This is a genomic window from Amycolatopsis sp. cmx-4-54 (genome assembly GCF_046548895.1).
Taxonomy (GTDB): domain Bacteria; phylum Actinomycetota; class Actinomycetes; order Mycobacteriales; family Pseudonocardiaceae; genus Amycolatopsis.
In genome coordinates this window covers 445,721-467,241 of sequence record NZ_JAEBEJ010000002.1, presented here as the reverse complement: position 1 = coordinate 467,241, position 21,521 = coordinate 445,721, and the positions used below count along the sequence as shown (strand labels likewise).

At 69.2% G+C, this 21,521-nt stretch carries 23 protein-coding genes; 16 read left to right on the top strand and 7 right to left on the bottom strand.

Features of this window, described 5'->3' with window-relative positions:
* Positions 1 to 61: 61 nt before the first annotated feature.
* Positions 62 to 2,578 (top strand): transglycosylase domain-containing protein, encoded by a 2,517-nt coding sequence (locus ACLJQ7_RS07420; protein ID WP_410647383.1) that lies wholly within the window; start codon positions 62 to 64, stop codon positions 2,576 to 2,578.
* Here the strand turns inward: ACLJQ7_RS07420 and ACLJQ7_RS07415 are convergent, their stop codons facing one another.
* On the bottom strand, positions 2,579 to 3,628 hold the full coding sequence (locus tag ACLJQ7_RS07415) for a Gfo/Idh/MocA family oxidoreductase (RefSeq protein WP_410647382.1): 1,050 nt from the start codon (positions 3,626 to 3,628) through the stop codon (positions 2,579 to 2,581). It lies immediately after the preceding gene.
* A 55-nt stretch (positions 3,629 to 3,683) separates the two neighbouring features.
* Here ACLJQ7_RS07415 and ACLJQ7_RS07410 point away from each other — a divergent pair, with 55 nt between their 5' ends.
* The gene (locus tag ACLJQ7_RS07410; RefSeq protein WP_410647381.1) at positions 3,684 to 4,763 is read left to right on the top strand and encodes an ROK family transcriptional regulator; all 1,080 of its coding nucleotides are present in this window, start codon (positions 3,684 to 3,686) and stop codon (positions 4,761 to 4,763) included.
* A gap of 102 nt (positions 4,764 to 4,865) precedes the next feature.
* Positions 4,866 to 6,404, top strand: coding sequence for a glycosyltransferase family 87 protein (locus tag ACLJQ7_RS07405; protein WP_410647380.1), 1,539 nt, complete (start codon positions 4,866 to 4,868; stop codon positions 6,402 to 6,404).
* Here the strand turns inward: ACLJQ7_RS07405 and ACLJQ7_RS07400 are convergent.
* From ACLJQ7_RS07400 to ACLJQ7_RS07390, 3 genes are all read right to left on the bottom strand, one after another.
* On the bottom strand, positions 6,361 to 6,696 hold the full coding sequence (locus ACLJQ7_RS07400) for a hypothetical protein (RefSeq protein ID WP_410647379.1): 336 nt from the start codon (positions 6,694 to 6,696) through the stop codon (positions 6,361 to 6,363). The two genes, ACLJQ7_RS07405 and ACLJQ7_RS07400, sit on opposite strands and share 44 nt — an antisense overlap.
* 44 nt (positions 6,697 to 6,740) lie before the next feature.
* Complete coding sequence (locus ACLJQ7_RS07395) at positions 6,741 to 7,250, bottom strand: hypothetical protein (RefSeq protein ID WP_410647378.1); 510 nt, start codon at positions 7,248 to 7,250, stop codon at positions 6,741 to 6,743.
* A 116-nt stretch (positions 7,251 to 7,366) separates the two neighbouring features.
* Positions 7,367 to 8,140, bottom strand: coding sequence for a deoxyribonuclease IV (locus ACLJQ7_RS07390; protein WP_410647377.1), 774 nt, complete (start codon positions 8,138 to 8,140; stop codon positions 7,367 to 7,369).
* A gap of 173 nt (positions 8,141 to 8,313) precedes the next feature.
* Here ACLJQ7_RS07390 and ACLJQ7_RS07385 point away from each other — a divergent pair, with 173 nt between their 5' ends.
* The 12 genes from ACLJQ7_RS07385 (at position 8,314) to dnaB (ending at position 18,162) form a co-directional block, all read left to right on the top strand.
* The gene (locus tag ACLJQ7_RS07385; RefSeq protein WP_410647376.1) at positions 8,314 to 9,141 is read left to right on the top strand and encodes a hypothetical protein; all 828 of its coding nucleotides are present in this window, start codon (positions 8,314 to 8,316) and stop codon (positions 9,139 to 9,141) included.
* 123 nt (positions 9,142 to 9,264) lie between these two features.
* Complete coding sequence (locus ACLJQ7_RS07380) at positions 9,265 to 10,155, top strand: hypothetical protein (RefSeq protein ID WP_410647375.1); 891 nt, start codon at positions 9,265 to 9,267, stop codon at positions 10,153 to 10,155.
* A gap of 101 nt (positions 10,156 to 10,256) precedes the next feature.
* Positions 10,257 to 11,153: a hypothetical protein gene (locus tag ACLJQ7_RS07375; protein WP_410647374.1), complete on the top strand. Its 897-nt coding sequence runs from the start codon at positions 10,257 to 10,259 to the stop codon at positions 11,151 to 11,153.
* 78 nt (positions 11,154 to 11,231) lie between these two features.
* Positions 11,232 to 11,552 (top strand): 30S ribosomal protein S6, encoded by a 321-nt coding sequence (gene rpsF / locus ACLJQ7_RS07370; RefSeq protein WP_173426372.1) that lies wholly within the window; start codon positions 11,232 to 11,234, stop codon positions 11,550 to 11,552.
* Positions 11,553 to 11,569: 17 nt separating this feature from the next.
* Positions 11,570 to 12,079 carry a single-stranded DNA-binding protein gene (locus tag ACLJQ7_RS07365; RefSeq protein WP_125679406.1) on the top strand — a complete coding sequence of 170 codons (510 nt, stop codon included), beginning with the start codon at positions 11,570 to 11,572 and terminating at the stop codon, positions 12,077 to 12,079.
* Between the two features lie 77 nt (positions 12,080 to 12,156).
* Entirely contained in the window at positions 12,157 to 12,405 is a 249-nt protein-coding gene (gene rpsR / locus ACLJQ7_RS07360; RefSeq protein ID WP_005168122.1) for a 30S ribosomal protein S18, read from the top strand.
* 12 nt (positions 12,406 to 12,417) lie between these two features.
* Positions 12,418 to 12,873, top strand: a complete 456-nt coding sequence (gene rplI, locus ACLJQ7_RS07355) for a 50S ribosomal protein L9 (protein WP_276365379.1) — start codon at positions 12,418 to 12,420, stop codon at positions 12,871 to 12,873.
* Between the two features lie 141 nt (positions 12,874 to 13,014).
* Positions 13,015 to 13,416 (top strand): hypothetical protein, encoded by a 402-nt coding sequence (locus tag ACLJQ7_RS07350; RefSeq protein WP_410647373.1) that lies wholly within the window; start codon positions 13,015 to 13,017, stop codon positions 13,414 to 13,416.
* Positions 13,416 to 14,024 (top strand): DUF3558 domain-containing protein, encoded by a 609-nt coding sequence (locus tag ACLJQ7_RS07345; protein ID WP_410647372.1) that lies wholly within the window; start codon positions 13,416 to 13,418, stop codon positions 14,022 to 14,024. The genes ACLJQ7_RS07350 and ACLJQ7_RS07345 overlap by 1 nt, the downstream gene beginning before the upstream one ends.
* A gap of 3 nt (positions 14,025 to 14,027) precedes the next feature.
* Positions 14,028 to 15,383, top strand: a complete 1,356-nt coding sequence (locus ACLJQ7_RS07340; RefSeq protein ID WP_410647371.1) for a pentapeptide repeat-containing protein — start codon at positions 14,028 to 14,030, stop codon at positions 15,381 to 15,383.
* Between the two features lie 96 nt (positions 15,384 to 15,479).
* The gene (locus tag ACLJQ7_RS07335; protein ID WP_410647370.1) at positions 15,480 to 16,277 is read left to right on the top strand and encodes an ESX secretion-associated protein EspG; all 798 of its coding nucleotides are present in this window, start codon (positions 15,480 to 15,482) and stop codon (positions 16,275 to 16,277) included.
* Between the two features lie 475 nt (positions 16,278 to 16,752).
* Positions 16,753 to 18,162 carry a replicative DNA helicase gene (gene dnaB / locus ACLJQ7_RS07330; RefSeq protein ID WP_125780090.1) on the top strand — a complete coding sequence of 470 codons (1,410 nt, stop codon included), beginning with the start codon at positions 16,753 to 16,755 and terminating at the stop codon, positions 18,160 to 18,162.
* 17 nt (positions 18,163 to 18,179) lie between these two features.
* Here the strand turns inward: dnaB and ACLJQ7_RS07325 are convergent, their stop codons facing one another.
* Genes ACLJQ7_RS07325 through ACLJQ7_RS07315 form a run of 3 tightly spaced genes read right to left on the bottom strand, consistent with a single transcriptional unit; the run spans position 18,180 to position 20,743 of the window.
* Positions 18,180 to 18,959 (bottom strand): alpha/beta fold hydrolase, encoded by a 780-nt coding sequence (locus tag ACLJQ7_RS07325; RefSeq protein ID WP_410647369.1) that lies wholly within the window; start codon positions 18,957 to 18,959, stop codon positions 18,180 to 18,182.
* Between the two features lie 2 nt (positions 18,960 to 18,961).
* Entirely contained in the window at positions 18,962 to 19,558 is a 597-nt protein-coding gene (locus ACLJQ7_RS07320; protein ID WP_410647368.1) for a TetR/AcrR family transcriptional regulator, read from the bottom strand.
* Positions 19,559 to 19,597: 39 nt separating this feature from the next.
* Positions 19,598 to 20,743, bottom strand: coding sequence for an FAD-dependent oxidoreductase (locus ACLJQ7_RS07315; RefSeq protein WP_410647367.1), 1,146 nt, complete (start codon positions 20,741 to 20,743; stop codon positions 19,598 to 19,600).
* A 69-nt stretch (positions 20,744 to 20,812) separates the two neighbouring features.
* Here ACLJQ7_RS07315 and ACLJQ7_RS07310 point away from each other — a divergent pair, with 69 nt between their 5' ends.
* The gene (locus tag ACLJQ7_RS07310; RefSeq protein WP_410647366.1) at positions 20,813 to 21,496 is read left to right on the top strand and encodes a TetR/AcrR family transcriptional regulator; all 684 of its coding nucleotides are present in this window, start codon (positions 20,813 to 20,815) and stop codon (positions 21,494 to 21,496) included.
* Positions 21,497 to 21,521 lie beyond the last annotated feature (25 nt).

Genomic DNA, 21,521 nt, shown 5'->3' with positions numbered 1-21,521 from the left:
CTGGAAGGAGACCTGCGACCGCAGGACCGCGCTCACCACGGAAGGTTCGGAGGACGTCCCAGTGAACGACGATCCCCACGGCGGATGGCCAGGTCAGGACCCTGACCCCGCACGTCGTCCGCAACGCCCGGCCGGACCGCCCCGCCGCCCCGCCGGACCGCCCCCCGGGTACGGGCAGCGGCAGGGTCCCGGCCAGCAGGGCCCGGGACAGGCACCGTGGCAACGGCAGGGCACGCCTCAGCAGCCGCCACCGCGGCGCTCGCAGCGGCCACCGGTCGCGCCGCAGCACGAGCCGGACCTCATCACCCATCACGAGCACAACGGCACCGTCGATCGTGGTTACGACGAGCCGTACGAGGACGAGCAGCAGTACGGCCCGGAGACCGACGAGGACGGGAAGCCGATCCTCACCCCCGCGCAACGCAAGAAGCGCAGGTGGAGACGGATCCGGCGGGTCCTGCTCGCGCTGTTCTGCCTCTTCGTCGTCATCCCGGCGATCGCGTTCGTGATCACCTACTTCGCGGTGGACGTGCCGTCACCGCAGGCCGTCGCGGCCACGCAGGGCCAGGCGGTGACGTACTACTACGCCGACAACACCGAGATGGGCAAGGACGTCCCCAAGGGCGGCAACCGGCAGATCCTGACGCCGGAGCAGATCCCGGACATCGTCAAGAAGGCCGTCATCGCCACCGAGGACGCCTCCTTCGAGACCAACTCCGGGTTCGACATCGGCGGCATCCTGCGCGCGGTCTACAACCAGGTGACCGCGGGCAAGGGCGGTGGTTCGACCATCTCCCAGCAGTACATCAAGGTCGCCAGCGGGGACGACGAATCGTCGCTCGCCCGTAAATGGACCGAGCTCGCCAAATCCTTCAAGATGAACCAGACGTACGAGAAGAAGGACATCATCTCGGCGTACCTGAACATCATCTACTTCGGGCGCGGCGCGTACGGGATCGAGTCGGCCGCACAGGCGTTCTTCGGAAAGCCCGCCGGCGAGCTCAACGCGTCCGAGGCGGCGCTGCTCGCGGGCCTCATCCAGCAGCCGGGCCGCTCGGAGAACCCGAAGGTCGCGAACGAACGCTGGACCGTCGCGCTGAACCGCATGGTGCAGAACGGTTTCCTCTCCGCCGCCGACCGCGCGAACCTGCAGTTCCCGACGCCGATCCCGCAGACCGACAAGGAACAGGCCGGGGTGGTCAACCCGTTCATCCGCGACAAGGTCAAGGAAGAGCTCGCCGCGAACGGCATCACCGACGACGTCTACTACCGGGGCGGCTACAAGGTCTACACGACCATCGACCCGAAGGCGCAGGCCGCGGCCGAGCAGGCGGTGGCCGACGGGATGAAGGGCCAGACCGACGAGAACCTGCTCAACGCGCTCGTCGCGATCGACCCGAAGACCGGCGGCGTGAAGGCGTACTACGGCGGTCCTTCCATCGTGAAGGGGCCCAACGGCCAGGACCAGAAGGGCCGGGACTGGGCGAACACGCCGCAGAACCCCGGGTCCTCGATGAAGCCGTTCGACCTCACCGCGTACATGCAGCTCGGCAAGGGCGGCATCAACTCGACGTTCGACGGCTCCAACAACCGGCAGTTCGGGAAGCAGACGATCCGGAACGCCGGTCCCGGCAGCTCGTGTTCGGCGCAGTGCACGGTGTCCGAAGCGATGCAGCGGTCCGCGAACACGGTGTTCTACGACATGGTCGTGAACGTGACCAAGCCCGGGCCGGTGGCACAGGCCGCCAAGGACGCCGGGATCAAACCCGCGCCCGAGGGCGTCTCGGAACTGTTCGCCGACAACAACATCGCGCTCGGCGGTGGCAAGACGGCCGTCAGCCCGGAGGACATGGCAGCCGCGTACGCGACCTTCGCGGGCGGGGGCCAGCGGCGCGACAAGCACTTCGTCGTCAAGGTGACCAACTCGCAGGACGAGGCCGCGTACTCGGCTCCCGAGGAGGCGAAACCGGCGTTCGCCGACGACGCCGGCAAGAGCAAGCAGATCGCCGGGAACGTCACCGAGTCGCTCAAGGGTGTCATCCCGTTCTCGAAGCTCAAGTGCCCCAACAATCACGAATGCGCGGGCAAGACCGGAACCCAGCAGCACACCTACCGTCCGGGCGAGCCCGCGTCGGCGAAGGACGCCAACTCGCAGACCTGGATGGTCGGCTACACGCCGTCGATCTCGGCCGCGGTGTGGGTCGGTGGCGACGGTGACAAGGCGCTGAAGGGCAAGAACGGCAAGTCGATCTTCGGTTCGACGATCGCCGGGCCGATCTGGCAGAAGTTCCTTTCCCTGTACCTGAACGGGAAGCCGGGGGAGCAGTTCGAGAAGGTCAAGATCATCGGCGGGGACGACAGCAACACCGTCCCGTCGACGCAGACCCCGCCGGGCGAGGACGAAGGTTCGACCGAGACCGGCACGCCGTCGACCGGGCCGTCCACCGGATCCTCGTCTTCGCGGAACCAAGAAGAGACGTCCAGCTCGCGGAACCCGCCTTCGTCGAGTGAGAACAACGGCGGCGAAGAAGAAGGCGGCAACGGGCCCGGCCGGGGCGGCAGAGGCGACAACGGATAACTAGAGGGTGACGACGCGCCGCTCGGCACCCGAAAGGTGGGCGGCTTCGATGACCCGGAGTGCCTCGACGGCGGAGGCGGGATCGACCGGGAAGTCGCCCTTGCCGAGCAGCGCGTCGCGCACCTGCGCGTAGAACTCCTCGTACCGGCCGACCTCGGTGGGCACCGTTTCGACGTCGTCGTTCACGCCGAGCACGCCCGCGTCCGACGGCGGTTCGACGGCCCAGCCGGGCTCGCCGGGCCGCAGCCCGTCCTTGATCTGCGGCTCCTGGACGTCGAGGCCGTACTTCGTGAAGGTCGCCTTGTCGCCGAGGACCCGGAATCGCGGATTCCGGGTGCCCGCGAGCGCGGACGCCCACAGGTGCGAGCGCACGCCGTTCGTGTGGTGGAGGGCGACGAAGGCGTCGTCGTCGACGGACACCCCGGCGCGGCGCCGGTCGACCTCCGCGTAGACCTCGGCGACCGGGCCAAACAGCTGCAGCGCCTGGTCGACGATATGCGCGCCGAGGTCGTAGAGAAGGCCGCCCGCCTCGGCGGGGTCGCCGAACTCGCGCCAGTTGTCCCGCGGTTTCGGCACCCAGCGGTCGTAGCGGGATTCGAAGCGGAAGACGTCGCCGAGACGGCCGGTCTCGAGGACCTTGCGAACGGTGAGGAAGTCCGAGTCGAACCGGCGGTTCTGGAACACCGTCAGCCCGACGCCCTTCGCCTTCGCCGCTTCGGCGACCTTCGCCGCTTCGGCCGCTGTGGGCGCGAAGGGCTTGTTGACGACGACGGGCAAGCCCGCCTCGATCGCCCGGAGCGCGAGCGGAACGTGGGTGCGGTTCGGCGTGCTGACGACGACCAAGTCCAGCTCTCCGGCCTTCGCGAACAACGCGTCCGCATCCGGCAGCACGTCGGCGGCCGGATAGTCGGCCCTCGCCTGCCCGACCCGGTCCGGATTCGAGGTGACGATGGCGGCCGGGGTCAGCCCCGGCGTCGCGTCGACCAGCGGCGCGTGGAAGACGCGCCCGCCGGTGCCGTATCCGAAGATCCCCACTCGCAAGTCAGCCATGAACCTATTAAACAACAGTGTTGCGTAATCGGCCAGTCATGGCAGGATGCGCGCTATGCCGGAGACCGGGGTCAATCTGCGCGGCCTGCGCCAGCACAATCGGACACTGCTGCTCACGCACATCCTGCGCGCGGGCGGCCTCAGCCGCGTCGAACTCGCCGACCGCACCCGGCTCACCCAGCAGGCCGTCTCGAAGATCGTCCCCGAACTCCTCGAAGCCGGCCTGCTGGACGAGGAACGCCAACCCGCGGCCGGCGTCGGCAAGCCGCGCACCCTGCTGCGCGTGCGCGCCGACGCCCGGCACGCGCTCGGCGCCCAGCTCGACCGGGACTCGTTCCGGGTGCTCAGGACCGACCTGACCGGGAAGATCATCGCGTCACGCGGCGGGCCGTTGGCTCCCGGATTCACCCCCGACCAGGCCGTTTCCGCCCTCGGGGAAGCGACCGAAGCGCTACTGGACGGCGTCGAACGCGAACAGGTCCTCGGCCTCGGCGTCGGCAGCGTCGGCCCTCTCGACCACCGCGAAGGAGTCGTCCGGGACGCCACGAACATGCCGGGCTGGCACCACGTCCCCCTGCGCGACCTGCTCGCGAAACGCACCGGACTGCCCGTGCGGCTAGACAAGAACACCAACGCCGCCGCCTTCGCCCAGCACTGGCCGGAGGGCGACCAGACCGCGACCGCCGTGGTGCTCGTCGGCACCGGAATCGGCGTCGGCCTGCTGATCGACGGCAGGCTGTATCGGGGGCCGCGAACCAACGCGGGCGAATTCGGGCACACCACGCTCGCGTTCGATGGACCGCGTTGTGCGTGCGGCCGCCGCGGCTGCGTCGAGGTACTGCACAACGCGGCGGCGACCACGGAAGAGGCGGCGGGCCTGCTGGGAATCGGTCTCGCCGACCTCGTCCAGGTCCTCGACCTCGAACGGGTCGTGCTGACCGGGCGGTCGGTCCGCGCGGAACCCGAGGTCTACCGCGACACCGTCGCGGCGCGGCTGCGGGAACTACTGCCGTTGCCACACTGGCAACGGATCCAGGTCGATCTCGACGAGATGGGCGACGACGTCGTCGCGTTCGGCGCGGCGGCGGAGGTGCTGGCCGGGTTCTACGACAGCGGCGACATCGTTCTAGCGTGATCAGAGGGACAACACGCGTGATCAGGTGGACGACACGCGTGATCAGAGGGACGACACGCGTGTCCAGACGGACGACACGCGGCAGGCGCTAACATCCGCCACGTGTCCGACCAGACGACCCAGCCCGAGGCTCCGCTCTCCCTCACCCCCGGCGAGCGGGTCATCCCGAGCTGGAACGAACCGCTCGTGGCCGCGGCCACGAGACCGATCGGCGGCCCGCTCGGCGAGCACGCGGCCGTGGGGCGGCACTGGTTCTGGTCGCCGCAGCGGGTCGGGCTGCTGCTGGCCTGCCTCGCGCTGGTGCTTTCGTGGTTCGGCAAGGCGTCGTGCATCCAGCAGTACACCGACGACTCCGGAACCCATCAGCTCGACTGGCGGGCGGGCCGCCCGTTCGTCGCGATGTGCTACTCGGACATCATCCCGCTCTACAGTTCCGAGCGCCTGAACGATCCGGACACCTTCCCGTACGTGACTTCGTGGACCGAAGACGCGGGAACGGCGAAGGAGACCACGCGGTACATGGAGTATCCGGTCGCCACCGGGTTGTTCCAGTGGATCAACGCGAAACTCACCGAAGCGTGGCTTTCGGTCGCGGAATCGGGCTGGCTGCCCGGCGCGCTCCCGGTGGCCGTGTACTTCAACCTCTCGGCGCTCTGGCTCGCGCTGGCCTGGCTCGTCACGGTGTGGGCGACCGGCCGATCGCTGAAACGCCGTCCGTGGGACGCCGTGCTGGTCGCGATCTCGCCGTTGGTGCTGGTGCACGTGTTCACCAACTTCGACGCCATCGCGACCGCGTTCACCGCGACCGCGCTGCTCGCGTGGGCCCGGCGGCGTCCCGAGATCGCGGGTTTCCTGCTCGGGCTGGGCGCGGCGGCGAAGCTGTATCCGCTGCTGCTGCTCATCCCGTTGTTCTTCCTGTGCCTGCGCGCGGGCAAGGTCAAACACTGGGCGCTCACCGCCGGGCTCGCCGCGGCGACGTTCGTGGTGGTCAACGTCCCGTTCGCGCTCGCCGCGCCGACCGGCTGGTGGGAGTTCTTCCGGCTCAACACGGCGCGCCCGATGGATCCCGACTCGCTCTACAACGTGATCTCCCACCTTTCCGGCTGGGCCGGTTTCGACGGGAAACTCGCCACGGGTCAGACACCGGTCGTGCTCAACACCGTCGTCGCGGTGCTGTTCCTCGCCGCCTGCGCCGGTATCGGGTACGTCGCGATGAAGGCGCCGCGCCGCCCGCGGCTCGGCCAGCTGGCCTTCCTCGTGGTGGCCGCGTTCCTGCTGACCAACAAAGTGTGGAGCCCGCAGTATTCGCTGTGGCTGGTGCCGCTGGCGGTGCTCGCGATCCCGCGCTGGCGGCTGCTGCTCGGCTGGATGATCCTCGACGCGCTGGTCTGGGCCCCGCGGATGATGTACTACCTCGGCGTCGACAACAAGGGCCTGCCCGCGGACTGGTTCCTCGGCACCGTCGTCGTCCGCGACCTCGCGGTGGTCGGCCTCTGCGCGCTGGTGATCCGGGAGATCCACCAGCCGCGCAGAGACCTTGTCCGCGCCGCCGGGGACGACGATCCGATCGGCGGTTTCCTCGACGGCGCGCCGGACGCTAAGCGCGCTTCAACACCTCGGGCCCAGGACGTTCCAGCCTGAGGTGCTTGCCGAAGTCCTCGGCCCCGAAGTCGTCGATCTGCACCACGACGGCTTCGGGCGAGGTTTCGACCAGACGGCAGCCGACCCAGTCGTCGCCCTGCTTGACCGACCAGCGCTCGGCGAGGATGGCCAGCCCCTCGGCCTCCAGCAACGCGACGGAGTCGTCGAAGGCGGCGGGCCCGCCCAGCGGGTAGCCGAAAACGGTCAGTGCCTGCCAACGGGTTTCCGGCGCGGGGACGACGTAGCCGACGTGCTCGCCGTCCTCCGCCCGGTACACGGTCCGATTCTTCATGCGGCACAGGTTCGACCCTCCCGTGGCGTGAGGGTCAAGCCGATTCAGCGCACGAGGTAGCCGCCCGTGCTCGTCTCGAAGAACGGCACCGGCCCGGTGCAGGGCAGAACGTCCTGTTCGAAACCGCCGTACCCCCAGCTCCAGCCGATCCGGTCGTGGCCGCGCGGCACGTCCCGCACCGAGAAGCCGACGCGGCGGCCGACCAGGTTCACCGGAAACCCGGGGATGTCGGCGCGTTCGATCACGCCGGTCAGGACGGCGAGGTCGCCATCACGCGAGACGCAGTCGACCTTGCCCTCGAAATCGGCGACGAGCTTGCCGTCCTTCGCCAGGTGATTCACGTGGAACCGGCCCGACGACTTCCCAGGTTCCCCGAACGCGGCGAAGTCGAATCGGACCGGCTCTCCTTCGTAAGCGGGGAACGTCAGCGGTCCGCCCGCCGATCCGATCACGACCGAGCCGGACGACGGAGCCGCCGTCGCCTGCGTCGCCCCCAGTGTTGCCGCCGCGACGGCCAGCACGGCGACCGCGGCGATCTTCGACTTGATGTTCATGGCTTCCCCTCCGGCACCGGGTGTTTCCCGGTCGAGGTCGAGCCTGTCGCGATCGACGTGCCCGGCCCTCCCGCCGGAGAGGGAACGCTCTCCCTCCCAGGTTCGAGAGCGGGATGTCAGGCGACGCGCTCCCGGAGGTAGGCGATGTCCGCGGCCTGCCCGTCGGCCGGGGTCTCGACGACCACCGGAGCGCCAGCCTCGGCCGCGACCGCGACCAGCACCTCGGGATCGATCGTGCCGTCACCGCCGACGACGTTGGCGTGCCGGTCCCGGGTGGAGCCGAACTCGTCGCGCGAGTTGTTGAGGTGCACCAGGTCGATCCGGCCGGTGATGGCCTTGACCTTCTTGACCGCCTCGGTCAGGTCCCAGCCCGCCGCGTACGCGTGGCAGGTGTCGAAACAGAAACCCGCGCCGAATTCGCCGACCTTGTCCCAGAGCCGGGCGATCGTGTCGAGGTCGCGGGTCATCGCGTTGTCACCGCCCGCGGTGTTCTCGATCAGGATCGGCACGGCGAAGCCGCCCTTTTCCTGCTCACGCTCGAAAAGCTTGCGCCAGTTGACGAGACCTTCTTCGACGTCCTCGCCCGCACCGACGTGGCCGCCGTGCACGACGAGCCCTTTCGCGCCGATCGCGGCGGCGCCGTTCGCGTGCTGCGTGACGTTCTTCCGCGACGGGATGCGGATGCGGTTGTTCGTCGACGCCACATTGATCAGGTACGGCGAGTGGATGAACACCTCGACCGGGGATTCCTTGATCGCCTCACCGTGCGGATGGGGTTTGGGAGCCTTCCAGCCCTGCGGGTCGGAAAGGAAGAATTGGAGGACTTCGGCTTCGCGCCCGGCGACCGCGGTCAGCGGGTCGTCGTCGCGGACATGGGCACCGATTTTCATGTTGGAGGAATCTACGCGGAGCGAAGCTCCTCCGTTGAGGGCGGTGGCGGGGAGGAGGGCGGAACCACCCTTGGGCAATTCTCCCCGGCGCGGGCCAGGTCGTCACGCTCGTGGGGTAGCGTGAGCGCGTTCCGTTAAACCGCGTGGGTCCTGAGGGGCGGAGGACGAACTCGATGGGGAAGACTGCCGGGCGGATCACGGCTTGGGGATTCGCGCTTTCGGTCACGGCCGGACTAGCGTTCCCGATGACCGCGACGGCCGCCGGGGAACCGAATCCGACCCTTTCCGGCGAGTGCGCCGCCACGTTGCAGAACGGGAAGTCCGCCGACGGACTCGTTCTCGACGCGGGTGCTCCGCTGAATTCGCCCGAGGTACTGACGGTCGGCCTGGACTCGAAGGCCAAGACCGCCGAAGGACGAAGGCCGCTGCTTTCGCTGCCGGTCGGCGATCTGGTCAAGACCACCGGCCTCACCGACAACGCGGTGGGCGACCTCGCCGCGCAGGGTGTCTGCAAGCCCGCCCAGGGCACGGTGAACGCGCTCGGCGCCTTGACTCAAGAAGTCACGAAGGACGTGCCGCCGGTCGTGGCCCCGCCGTCTCCGCGGCCGCCGGAAGACCCCCAGCCACCCAAGCCCCCGACGCCGGGCCCGGGCCCCGCCCCGGGGCCGGGTCAGCCCGGTGGTCCGGGCAGCGAACTCCCGATCCAGACCGGCCCGGGTTCCGCCACCGGTATCGGCATCGGCATCGGCGGCGACTCGATCGCCGGCGTGATCAGCAACGCGGCGCTGCTCCCCGGCAGCTTCGTGCAGGCGCCGGTGATCACCGAGATCGTCCCCGGCGAGGTGCCGCCGCCGACCGTCGACGAGAAGGACACCGGCAACGCGCAGGCCATCCAGGCGCCGGTCGCCCCGGCGAAGCTGCCGCTGCTGCTCGCGGTGCTGGCGCTGGCCGTCGTCGCCGCGGCTCTGGTCCGTGCTTGGCTGCGGGGTAAACCCGCCTGATTTCACCGATGGTGACGCCCGCTTCCACTCGAATGCCTGACTTCTTCGAGTAGGCGGGCGTCACTCGTCTCCGTTAGCGTCGTTGTGCAGGTAGGTGACCCCGACGACGGAGGAGTCGAAGGCATGCGCGAACGGACACGGAGGGCGACCGCCCTGGGTGCGTCGGCCTTCATTCTCGCGGGCTCGGCCGCCCTCGCCATGCCCGGCACGGCCGCCGCCGCCGAGACCAAGACCGCGACCTGCGGGGGATCGGTGACCGCGAAACCCGGCGACACGATCCTCGGCAAGACCCCGTTGCTCGGCCTTCCGCTCAACCTCGGCCAGGCCGGTCCGGTCTCCGGGGTGCTGACGGGCACGATCAACGCGCTGCTCGGCACGGTCTGCAGGGTCACGGTGACCGTGGTGAACACCGTCGTCGCGCCGGTCCCGGTCGTCGGCGCACCGGCCGCGGAGGCGCTGAACGGCGCCGTCTCCGGCACCCACGAAGCCCTGACCGGCGGCGGCGGCAAGCCCGCTCCCGGAACCCAGCCCCAGCCAGGGAAACCCGCTCCCGGCACGCCCGGCAGCGGCGGCCCGCAGACGGGCGGACCGGGCGCTCCCGCGCAGGGCGGCGGTCCGGCGGGCGGCATCCCGGCGGCGAACAGCCCGCTGCTGCCCGGCACCTTCACCCCGAACTTCGGCAACCTGCCGTGGGGGATCAGCACCGGCTACGCGCCGATGCGCGACTACAGCTCCATCCCGATGGCGACGGCCGGTCTCTTCAGCCCGTCGCCCGGCCTCCGGTACGGCGGGCAGATCCCGGGTTACGCGCCGCAGTTCGGCGTCACGACCGAAAACCAGAGCGGCGACCCGGACGTCCAGACCGCGGGACAGGCCGAAGCGCTACCGAGTGTGAGCGACGGATTCACTCAGGACGGGAAACTTCCGCTGCTGATCGCCGTTTTGGCACTCTCCGGAGTCAGCGCGGGCCTCGTCCGCACCTGGGTCCTCCGCCGAATGGCCGCTACAAGTTAGGCCTACCGCCTAGTATCTTTCGGGTCACTCCCTCGTTATCCCCGTTGCAGTGATTCCTGACGCACTGCCACACGCCCCCACCGACCCGGAGGATCGCCCCCGTGCGGAAGAACACCATCTGGCAGACCACCCGCAAGGCGCTCACCGTCACCGCACTCGCGACCATGGTCACCGGTGGCGCGCTCCTGACGGCGGGCACCGCTTCGGCCGCGGGCACCACGCTGGCGAACGCGTGCAGCGGCACCGTGAACGGCGGGATGGGCGACACCGTCGCGATCACCGGCACGTCGGTCAAGGAACTGGTGCGGGCGGGCGCGCGTGAAGCGGGCACGCTGGCCCTCTACGACGTCGCCGCGAACGACATCGCCAACGTCAACAGGATCGACCTCGGCGCGGTCCCGAACGCCGCGGGCGGTTCGATCGACGGCAAGGTGATCGGCGCGGCCGTCAAGCAGGCGGTCAAGAACACCAAGTCCTGGGGCCTCGGGCTCAACCCCGAAAAGACGCTGAACTCCATCGAGCACAAGGTCGCCGGCAGTTGCGGCCTGACGACGGTCGCGACGAACTACGTCGCCCCGGCCCTGCCGAACCCCGGCACCACGGCTCCGCAGCAGGGCGGCACCGGCGGTACCGGCGGCGGCACCAACGGCGCTCCGTCGAACTCGAACCTGCTCCCCGGTGGCAGCAACGGCACCGGCCACGCGCCGCCGCGCGACTACGGCAACCTGCCGGTCGCCCAGCCGGGTGTCGCGGTGGCGCCGGGCGTGCGCTACCCGGCCAACAGCCCGCTCCCCGGCGAAGGCGCTCCGCAGTACGGCACCGACGGCCAGACCGGACAAGGCGGCCCCGACGTCCGCAACGCGGGCAACGCCGAAGCGCTCGCGACCGACGGCCTGCCCGGCGGCGATGTCCAGCTGCCGATGCTGCTCGCGGTGCTCGTGCTCGCCGGCGTGACCGCCGCGCTGGTCCGTACCTGGGTCCTGCGCCGCGTCGCCTGACCGCCAGGTACGCTTACCTGGACAAACCCTCCTGCCACGGACAGTCCGTGGCCGCGAGCCCATAGGAGGTGAGTGGTTGTGTCACGCCATTACGAGGTAATGGTCATCCTGGACCCCACGCTCGACGAGCGTACGGTGGCCCCGACCCTGGACAACTTCCTCAACGTGATCCGCACTTCGGGCGGAAGCGTCGAGAAGGTCGACGTCTGGGGCCGTCGCCGGCTGTCCTACGAGATCAAGAAGCACGCCGAGGGCATCTACGCGCTCCTCGACCTGAACTCGACTTCGGAAGCGGTCAAGGAGCTGGACCGTCAGCTCTCGCTGCAGGAGACCGTGCTCCGCACCAAGGTCATGCGCCGCGAGATCAAGCCGGCCAAGCCCGTCGCCGCCAAGGCCTGAGCCGAAGGACTTTTCCGATGGCTGGAGACACCGTCATCACGGTGATCGGCAATCTCACGTCCGACCCGGAGCTTCGCTTCACCCCTTCCGGTGCGGCGGTCGCGAACTTCACGGTCGCGTCCACCCCGCGCACGCTGGACAAACAGTCCGGTGAGTGGAAGGACGGCGAGGCCCTGTTCCTGCGTTGCAACATCTGGCGTCAGGCGGCCGAGAACGTCGCCGAGTCGCTGACGCGTGGCGCGCGTGTCGTCGTGCAGGGGCGCCTCAAGCAGCGGTCTTTCGAGACCAAGGAAGGCGAGAAGCGCACGGTCGTCGAGCTCGAGGTCGATGAGATCGGCCCGTCGCTGCGCTACGCCACCGCCAAGGTGAACAAGGTCAGCCGTGGCACCGGTGGCGGTGGAGGCGGCGGCTTCGGTGGCGGCGGCGGTGGCGGCCAGTCCGGCCCGCCCGCCGACGACCCGTGGGGTTCCGCCCCGCCCGCCGGTGGCGGCGGTGGCGGCGGCTTCTCCGACGAGCCGCCCTTCTGATCAGGCGCTCCGCCGCGGGCGAAAGCTCCGCGAGACGTCTCGAGACAACCACTACGTAGAAATCCAGGAGAAATACCGTGGCCAAGCCACCCATCCGCAAGCCCAAGAAGAAGGTCTGCGTGTTCTGCAAGGCCGAGAAGAAGGGCCGCCCGGAGAACATCGACTACAAGGACACCAACCTGCTTCGGAAGTACATCTCCGACCGCGGGAAGATCCGTGCCCGTCGTGTGACCGGCAACTGCAGCCAGCACCAGCGTGACATCGCCATCGCGGTCAAGAACTCCCGCGAAATGGCGCTGCTGCCCTACACCTCGACCGCACGCTAAGGAGGCACGTCAATGGCGAAGATCATTCTCACCACCGACGTCGCCAACCTCGGTGGGCCCGGCGACATCGTCGAGGTCAAGGACGGCTACGCACGCAACTACCTGCTCCCCCGCGGCTACGCCATCGTGGCCACCAAGGGCGCGGAGAAGAACGTGCGCACGATCAAGCGGGCGCAGGAGAGCCGTCGCATCCGCGACCTCGACCACGCCAAGGAGATCAAGGCGACCCTGGAGGGCCTCGGCGCCGTCCAGCTGAGCGGCAAGGCGGCCGAGGGCTCGAAGAAGCTCTTCGGTTCGATCACCACCGCCGAGATCGTGGACGCGATCAAGGCCGCGGGTGGCCCGCTGCTCGACAAGCGCGTCATCGAGCTGAAGGACCACATCAAGACCGTGGGCAAGCACTCGGTCGGCGCCCGTCTGCACCCCGACGTCCGCGTCGACGTGCGGCTCGAGGTCAAGGCCAAGTAACACCGCTTCGGCAAAGGGCGGGACGTCTCCGGCACGGAGACGTCCCGCCCTTTGCTTTACGCGGAACCCCACTCGGCCGGATCACGTCTTAGGATTGACTCGACGTCGAGGCACGGGGACTCAAAAGGGGATCTGGAACCAATGGGTTACGACAGCAACGCCGAGGAGAACCGGCAGCAGAGGGTCACGGTGTCCGCGCCGGCCAATCCCGACAAACCGTCGGCGTCGGGCGGGGGTGGGTTCACCTTCGACAAGGACAAGATCGACGGCATCATCAAGAAGTGGACGGACCTGCAGGCCGAGCTCAAGAAGGACTACCGCGACGCGACCCTGATGGCGAACGTCAAGGCGCCCGGCAAGGAGTTCGCGAGCGGTGACTGGGAGAAGCTGGCGAACCCGTCGGGCAAGGCGTTCCTGGAGCAGAACCAGAAGATGCAGGACTACGTCAAGAACTACATCGACCAGCTGACCGCCGCGAAGCAGAAGATCGCCACCAACGAGGCCGAAACGCAGGCTTCGCTCAACAAGCACAAGGCCGTGTGATGCGACGTTCCCTCGTTCTCCTCCTGGCTGCGGGCGCGCTGGTCGCCGGCTGTTCGGGCACCAAGAACGGCACGGCCTCGTCCGAGTCGCCCTTCACGACCGGGGCCGGTTCCCCCAGCACCACGAGTGCCCTGAACGGCTCGTCCGGCTCCGCGCCCAAGGTGTCGAGTCCCCTGCGGACCTCGTCGATCGAGAGCGACGCCTGCTCCGCGCTTTCCGCGGCGAAACGATCCGAGCTCGGGCTCGGCGAAGGTGAGCGTGGGACTACCAGCGTGGGCCAAGGCTGCACGCTGTTCGCCGCCGACGACAAGCTGAACCAGATCGACATCAGCCCGGTGCTCGCGAACAAGAACGGCCTGAGCGACGTCTACGACACGAAGGCCAACAACGACTACTTCGAGCCGACCGAGGTCGGCGGCTACCCGGCGGTGTACGCCGCGTCGCTCGACGCCCGTGACAAGGGCAAATGCGGCCTCTTCGTCGGCGTGACCGACCAGCTGGCCGTGAACATCCTGGTGCAGTACGACAACGGGCCGGGCGCGAGTGCTCCGTGCCCCGTCGCGCTCAAAGTGGGGGAAGCGATGATCGAGACGTTGAAGGAGGGCTGACGCGTGTTCCTGCTGCCGATCATCGCCGGGTACTCGGCCTACAACCTGGCGACCACGAAATCCGGCGACTTCGAAGCGTCGGGCGGCGATCGCAAGATCGACTGCTACAACATCTGGGAGAAGATCGTCACCGGTCCGGGCACCGGGTCGATCCAGGAGGGCCAAGGCGCGGCGACCCGGCTCAAGGCCGGTTACCAGGACAGGCTGACCACCATCGACAACCTGTCGAAGGAGATGGACGCCGCCTGGACCGGTAAGAGCGCCGAAGCCGCGCAACAGTCCGGTGCGCATCCGCTGCGGGCGTGGATGGAGGACTCCGGCAAGAAGCTGGTGGACTCCGACAAGTACCTCGGTGAGCAGAACACCGCTTTCACCACGGTGAAGGCGAAGGTGCAGCAGGTCCCGAAGGACCCGCCGAAGAACAACCTGCTCAACTCCATCACCCCGTGGACCACCGACACCGACCGCGCGATCCGGGACTACAACGACAAGGGTCAAGCGAACGTCGACGCGTTCAACGAGTACTTCAAGGCCAGTTCCGAGAACGGCAAGAAGCTGCCCACCTACTCCAAGATGGAGGGCCAGAACACGAACGTCGACGTCAACGGCGGCGGCGGCGATGGCAAGGACAAGGACGGCAACGGGAACGGTCAGGGCGACCGGAACGGGCACAACGGCATGCCGGGCATCTCGACGCCGCCCGGTTCGATGCCGCCCGGCGGGATGCCGAGCGTCCCCGGTTCGAACATGCCGGGTATCGGCACACCGGGCTCGAACCTGCCGGGCTCGAACCTGCCAGGGTCGAACCTGCCGGGCAGCAACCTGCCGGGCTCGAATCTTCCCGGGTCGAACCTGCCGGGCTCGAACCTGCCCGGTGGGCAGTACAACCCGAACATCCCCGGCAGCAACTACAAGCCGCCGTCCTGGGACGACGGGACGAACGCGTCCGGCTACACCCCGCCGAAGATCCCCGGTGCCGGCGGCTTCGGCCCGGGTGGTGGCGGCGGGGGCGCCGGCGGCGGCTTCGGCGGCACCGACATCCCCGGTGCGGGCGGCTTCGGCCCGGACGGTGGCTTCGGCCCCGGGTTCGGTCCCGGTGGCGGGAGCGGCGCGGCCCTGCCCGGCAACGCCGGCGCGATGGGCGGCGCGGGCATGGGCGGCGGCGCGGCCGGTGCCGGTGCCGGAGCGGGCCGTGGCGCCGGCGGAATGATGGGCGGCATGGGCGGGATGGGAGCCGGTGGCGCCAGGGGCAAGGGCGCCGAGGACGAGGAGCGCAGCTCCAAATTCCTCGTCGGCGACGATCCCAACGAGATCTTCGGAACCGACGAACTCACCGCACCGCCGGTGATCGGCGAGTAGTCGGCACGAGCGGGCCGGGCGCGTGCCAAGATTGGGGCGCGCCCGGCTTGTCTTGTTCCGGGCTGGACGAACAAGAACGACTAGGGGGCAGTTCCGGTGCTGGACAAGCAGGTCACGATCACGACCGGCACCCTCATCACGCTGATCCGCCGCCGCGGCGGCGACCCGCACACGATCCTGTCGGAAACGCCGACCTGGTACGACGAGGACGCGCAGCGAGCCGAGGACGAGCGGACCAACGAGGAGCTGGCGAGCCAGGGCCTCTTCGGCGCGCGGGGGCTGCATCCCGGGTTCAAGGCGACGCTCGAAGCGATCGCCAGGCCGTCGCTGGAGTACTACGGCTGGATCGACGGCGGATTCGAGGGCAAGGCGCTGAGTTTCACCCTGCTCGCGGGGAGCGCCGGCGGAGAGGGTTTCGTCCTCGCCCGGCACAGCGAGCACGACGGCGTCGCGCTCGCGTCGGTGCGGCCGGAAGAGCTGCTCACCGAGTTCCTCGACCAGATCCCGAAGCTCGCACCGGGCCGCGGGCGGCCGATCGCCGTCCCCAAGAGCCAGGTCGAGGCGTCGCGCTCGTCGTCGACGGCGCAGGAAGAGGGCTTCGAGGTGCTTCGCAGCGGACGGCAGAGCGCCGGCAGCCAAGAGGCCGACGAGCTTCGCCGCATCCTCGCGTTGCGCCGTTTGGGGAGCGGAAGCCTCTACGTCGCGGCTCGCGGCCGGAGCGGCGCACGGCAGCGGATCGAACGCCCGGTGAACTACATCGATACGTCCGAGGGCCGGTGGCTGACCGAAGAGGTACCGGGGAGTGGCGAACCGAGGATCGCCTTCACGCCCGCCGACCAGCAGATTCTCGGAGAACGACTACGGAGCGCACAGGGCAGGTTGTTCGCGTCCTGAATCCGGCCCCCGTCAGCCGGGTGGATGGCCCCTCTACTCTCCGTGTCATTCATCCACAGGGCACTCCTGTGCGCCCGCGTGCGACACGCCGAACGACGAGTTTTGCCCGACACGCCGTCGCGAGTTGAATAAAGTTCTCCACAGTGTCTCCACAGGTCCTGACCAGCACTTTTGTCAGACCATCCCACCGTTGCCCACAAGTTGTACACAGGCTTCGGGCCACCTGTGAAGGGATGCCCCCGGTCATCCCCAGGTTATCCACAGGGCGGTCCCCAGGCGAAATTGCGCTCGTCCTTTCGGGGGGCCTACCGTGCCCGCCGGGCCGGTACGCACCGTGGTGGTCGTCCGGCCGGGAAGAGGAACACAGGGGAGCGCCGGAAGCCGTGGGAGGGGCAGGCGGGCACGGGCGGACCGACCGGGGAAATTCTGGCATAATCGAACGCGTGTTCGATGTCTTGAGGAGGTGGCAGCAGCGGTGGCGCTGACCGACGACCGCAATCCGATGTACGCGGAGTCCGACCCGGGTCCCGGCGACCCCGGTCCGCGTGGCGGCGAGTACGACCGCCAGCCCCCGCAGGACATCGCGGCCGAGCAGTCCGTGCTCGGCGGCATGCTGCTGTCGAAGGACGCCGTCGCCGACGTCATCGAAGCCCTCGGTCCCGACGACTTCTACCGCCCCGCGCACCAGGCGATCTACGACGTCGTCCTCGACCTCTACGGTCGCGGCGAACCCGCCGACCCGATCACCGTCTCCGCCGAACTGGAACGCCGCGGCGAGCTGGGGCGCGTCGGCGGCGCCCCGTATCTGCACACCCTGATCGCGACGGTGCCGACGGCGGCCAACGCCGGGTACTACGCCGAGATCGTCTCCGAGAAGGCGGTGCTGCGGCGCCTGGTCGAGGCGGGCACGCGGATCGTGCAGTACGGCTACGGCGCGGCCGCGGCCGACGGCGCGAACATCGACGAGGTCGTCGACCGCGCGCAGGCCGCGATCTACGACGTCACGGAGCGGCGCACCAGCGAGGACTACGTCGCGCTGGAAGAACTGCTCCAGCCGACGATGGACGAGATCGACGCGATCGCGTCGCGCGGCGGGCAGTCGCAGGGCATCCCGACCGGATTCGCCGACTTCGACGATCTGACGAACGGCCTGCACCCCGGCCAGATGATCATCGTCGCGGCGCGGCCCGGTGTCGGGAAATCGACCCTGGGACTCGATTTCGCGCGTTCGGCGTCCATCAAACACGGTCTGACCAGCGTCATCTTCTCGCTGGAAATGAGCAGGACCGAGATCGTCATGCGCATGCTCTCGGCCGAGGCGCGGATCCGCCTGGCGGATATGCGCGGTGGCAAGATGTCCGACGACGATTGGACGCGGCTCGCGCGCCGGATGAGCGAGGTCTCCGAAGCGCCGCTCTTCGTCGACGACTCGCCGAACATGACGATGATGGAGATCCGCGCGAAGGCCCGGCGGCTCAAGCAGCGCAACGACCTCAAACTCGTCGTCCTCGACTATCTCCAGCTGATGACCTCGGGCAAACGCGTCGAGTCGCGGCAGCAGGAGGTCTCGGAGTTCTCGCGGCAGATGAAGCTGCTGGCCAAGGAGATCGAGGTCCCGGTGATCGCGATCAGCCAGCTGAACCGTGGTCCCGAGCAGCGGACGGACAAACGCCCGATGCTGTCCGACCTTCGTGAGTCCGGCTCGCTGGAGCAGGACGCGGACCTCGTCATCCTGGTCAACCGCCCCGACGCCTGGGAGCGGGACGATCCGCGTGCCGGCGAGGCGGACCTGATCATCGCGAAGCACCGTGCCGGGCCGACGGCGACGATCACCGTGGCGCACCAGCTGCACTACAGCCGCTTCGTCGACCTGTCTCACGACTAGCGAGGAAGCACCGCGAGTCAGAGAAGGAACTCGAAGACGTCCTTGGTGAAGCGGCGATCGCTCATCACGGTGTGGTGCCGCCGTCCCCGATAGACCTTGAGATCGCCGCGGCGGGTCTTGTCGGCCACTCGCGCGGCGAGCTTGAGCGGGTAGAGGGCGTCCTCCGAACCGGCGATCACCAACGTGGGCGCGGTGATCTCGCCGAGCCGGTCCTCGATGTCGAACGCGTTTTCGGCCCGCACCATGGCGACCATGCCGTCCGGGTCCGCCGGATGGCCGGAGGCCAGGCCCAGCAGGCCGGCCAGCAAAGCCCGGCCAGGCAAGGAGTCCGCGACGATGGGCGCCAGCGCCATGGCCGCGGCCCGGTGCCGTCCGGCGGCCAGCAGATCCGCGTACCGGCGCTGGACGTGACGGCCTTCCGTGCCGAGCCGGGTGCCCGCGGCGCCGACCACGAGCCGTCGCACCAGGCCGGGATGGTCGACGGCGAACTGCAGCGCGAGGCAGCCGGCCGTGGACACGCCGAGCACGTCCACCGGGCGGTCGAACCGCTGCCGCAACCCCTCCGCGTGGTGCGCGGCGAGGTCGGCCATGGTGACGCCGGGCCGGAGCCCCGGCCGCCTGCCGACCGTCAGCACGGTGAACCGTTCGGCCAGCGGTTTGAGCGACCGTACCTCCGCCCAGCGGGCGAACCCGGTCGGGTTGGTCGAGTCCGGCAGCGCCGTCCGGAAGACCACCAACGGGCTTCCTGTTCCGAACTCGAGGTACGGGGCGCCACCTGCCAGTACACCTTCGCGCATGGTCACTCCTTGGTCAGTCCCGCCGCGATGCTGTCGATCAGCCGGTCGAGCACGGCGGGATAGCGCCGCTCGCCGATGTCCTGCCGATGCATGGGCAGGATCAGCACGGCCCGGAGCACGCCGATCAGCTCGTCGTCGTCGGTGTCGACGAGCCGTCCCTTTCCCCTGGCCGCCTCCAGGAATCCGGACAGCGGCAGCACCTGCTCCGCCCTGGCCATCTCGCCGGGACCCATCCGCCGGGCCACCGCCCGCATCTCCTCGGGATGGGTGATCAACCGGTGGTAGAGCGGGTTCTCCTCGAGGATCCGCACGGTGGCGCGCAGGAAACCGCCGACGGCGGCGCGGGCGCTGTCGGCCTCGTCCACCACCGCGGCCAGCCGTTCGTGCAGTATCGGGGCCTGCCGCAGCATCAGTTCCAGGTACAACGCCTCCTTGGAGTCGAAGAAGGCGTAGAAGCTGCTTTTGGCGATCCCGGCGGGGCCGACGAGGTCGTCCAAGGAGGTCTTGCGCAGGCCCTGTACGGCGAAGTGTTCGCACCCTGCGGCCAGGAGCCGTTCGGTGATCCGGGCGCGGTCCTCGGCGCTGAACGGAGTCGGCACTCCTGCTCCTGTTCGGCTGTGAACGAAAAGGTTTTTCGTTCACAGCACCTTAGCCTCAGTCGGTTGGAAGAACGCGAGCATTTTCCGGGCGGCGTCCGGCGCGGTCAGGAGTTCGTGGACCCGCGCCGACATCCGGGCCGCGGTTTCGGCGCGGTCGAACATCTCGCGTTCGTAGTCTTCGACGGCGGCGGGGAAGTCACCCGGACGCGCGGCCAGCGCGAGACCGAGCAGGACGCCGTCGAGCAGGGCCATGTTGGCACCTTCCCCCACCGGCGGCATCAGGTGCGCGGCGTCACCGACCAGGGTGACGTCCGGTGCCGACGGCCACGTCAGGCCGACCGGGAGAGCCGCGATCGACCGTGGCACCACCGCGTCGTCGCAGGCCGCGATCAGCTCGGTGAACCGCGCGTCCCAGCCGTTGAGCTCCTCGATCAGCCACGTACGGGCGGCGGCCGGATCGTCGAGCGGCATCCCGCCGGTGGCGAACCAGTCCTCGCCGGTGCCGTAGAAGCTGAGGCCGACGCGCACGGTGCCGTCACCGTTGCGCTGGGCCGCCAGCGACTTGCCGTCGCCGAGCGCCCAGTAGGTGCCGCGCCCGACCCTCGCGGCGAGGTCGGGGTGGGTGCGGTCGACGTCGGGAATGCGCAGCTCGACGAAGTTGTGACCGAGATGCGCCGGCCGGGCGTCGGTGAGCAGCGGGCGGACCCGGGAATGCGCGCCGTCGGCGCCGACCAGCAGGTCGTACGTCGCGGTGCGCCCACCTGCACTGTGCCCATCGAAAAAATGCAGGACGCCGTCTTCGGCCGATTCGAAGGCATGCCCCCAGCGCACGGTGTCTTCGGGGAGGGAGTCCAGCAGCAGATCACGCAGGTCGGCGCGGTCGACCTCGGGGCGCTCGAACGGCGCGTCGTCGGGCGTGTCCTCCTGCAGCAACAGGGTGCCGTCCGGCTCCAGAAGCCGCATGTCTTGGCCCTCGTTGCGGGCGATTGCGGAGAACCGGTCGAACAGCCCGGCTTCGCGCAGCGCCCGCTGACCGGTGTCGGCGTGGATGTCGAGCATGCCGCCTTGCCCACGGGCGTCGCGTGACGTTTCACGCTCATAGACGACGGCGTCGATGCCGTTGACGTGCAGAACACGGGCGAGGGCCAGGCCGCCGAGACCCGCTCCGACGATGGCGATGGTCATGATCCCACTCCTTCGATACACCGTATTGATCAATACACTGTATCGAACGATGCGATGTATTGTCACCGCATGGTGGTGTGGGAGCGGCCGGAGCCGCCGAGTCGTCCGGCGCTGGCCCCGCTGAGCCGGGAGCTGATCGTGCGGGCGGCGATCCGGCTCGCTGACGCGGACGGCCTGGACGCGGTGTCACTGCGCAAGGTCGCCACAGCGCTGGACGTCGGCCCGATGCGGCTGTACGGCTACATCGAGAGCAAAGAAGAGCTGCTCGACCTGATGGTCGACGCCGTCCACGCCGAGATCCGGCCCACCGGGGAAGGCTGGCGGGAGGTGCTCCGGTCCTTCGCCGACGCCATGCGGCAGGCGGTTCACCGGCACGAATGGCTCGCCGACCTGCTCGGCGGCAGGCCCCAGCTCGGCCCGCACGCGCTGGCCACCTCGGAGGCTGTGCTGGCGGCACTGGGCGACGTCGGCATCGACTCCGCGATGCCGGTGGTCTCGGCGGTCAACGCGTACACGATCGGCGCGGTCCGCCGGGAAATCGCCGAGCGCCGGGCGGAACGGGCCACCGGGATGGACGAGAAGCGCTGGCAGGCCACGCTCGGGCCCTACCTCACCCGGACCTTCGCCTCCGGCAACCTCCCCGCGCTGGCCACGGTGGTGCGCGACGCGGTCCACCTGGACGCCGACGAGACCTTCCGGGTCGGCCTCGACTTCCTTCTCGACGGCATCGGAGCCCGCGTGTCAGCGCCGTGACCGTCCCGTGTCAGCGCGGTCCGCG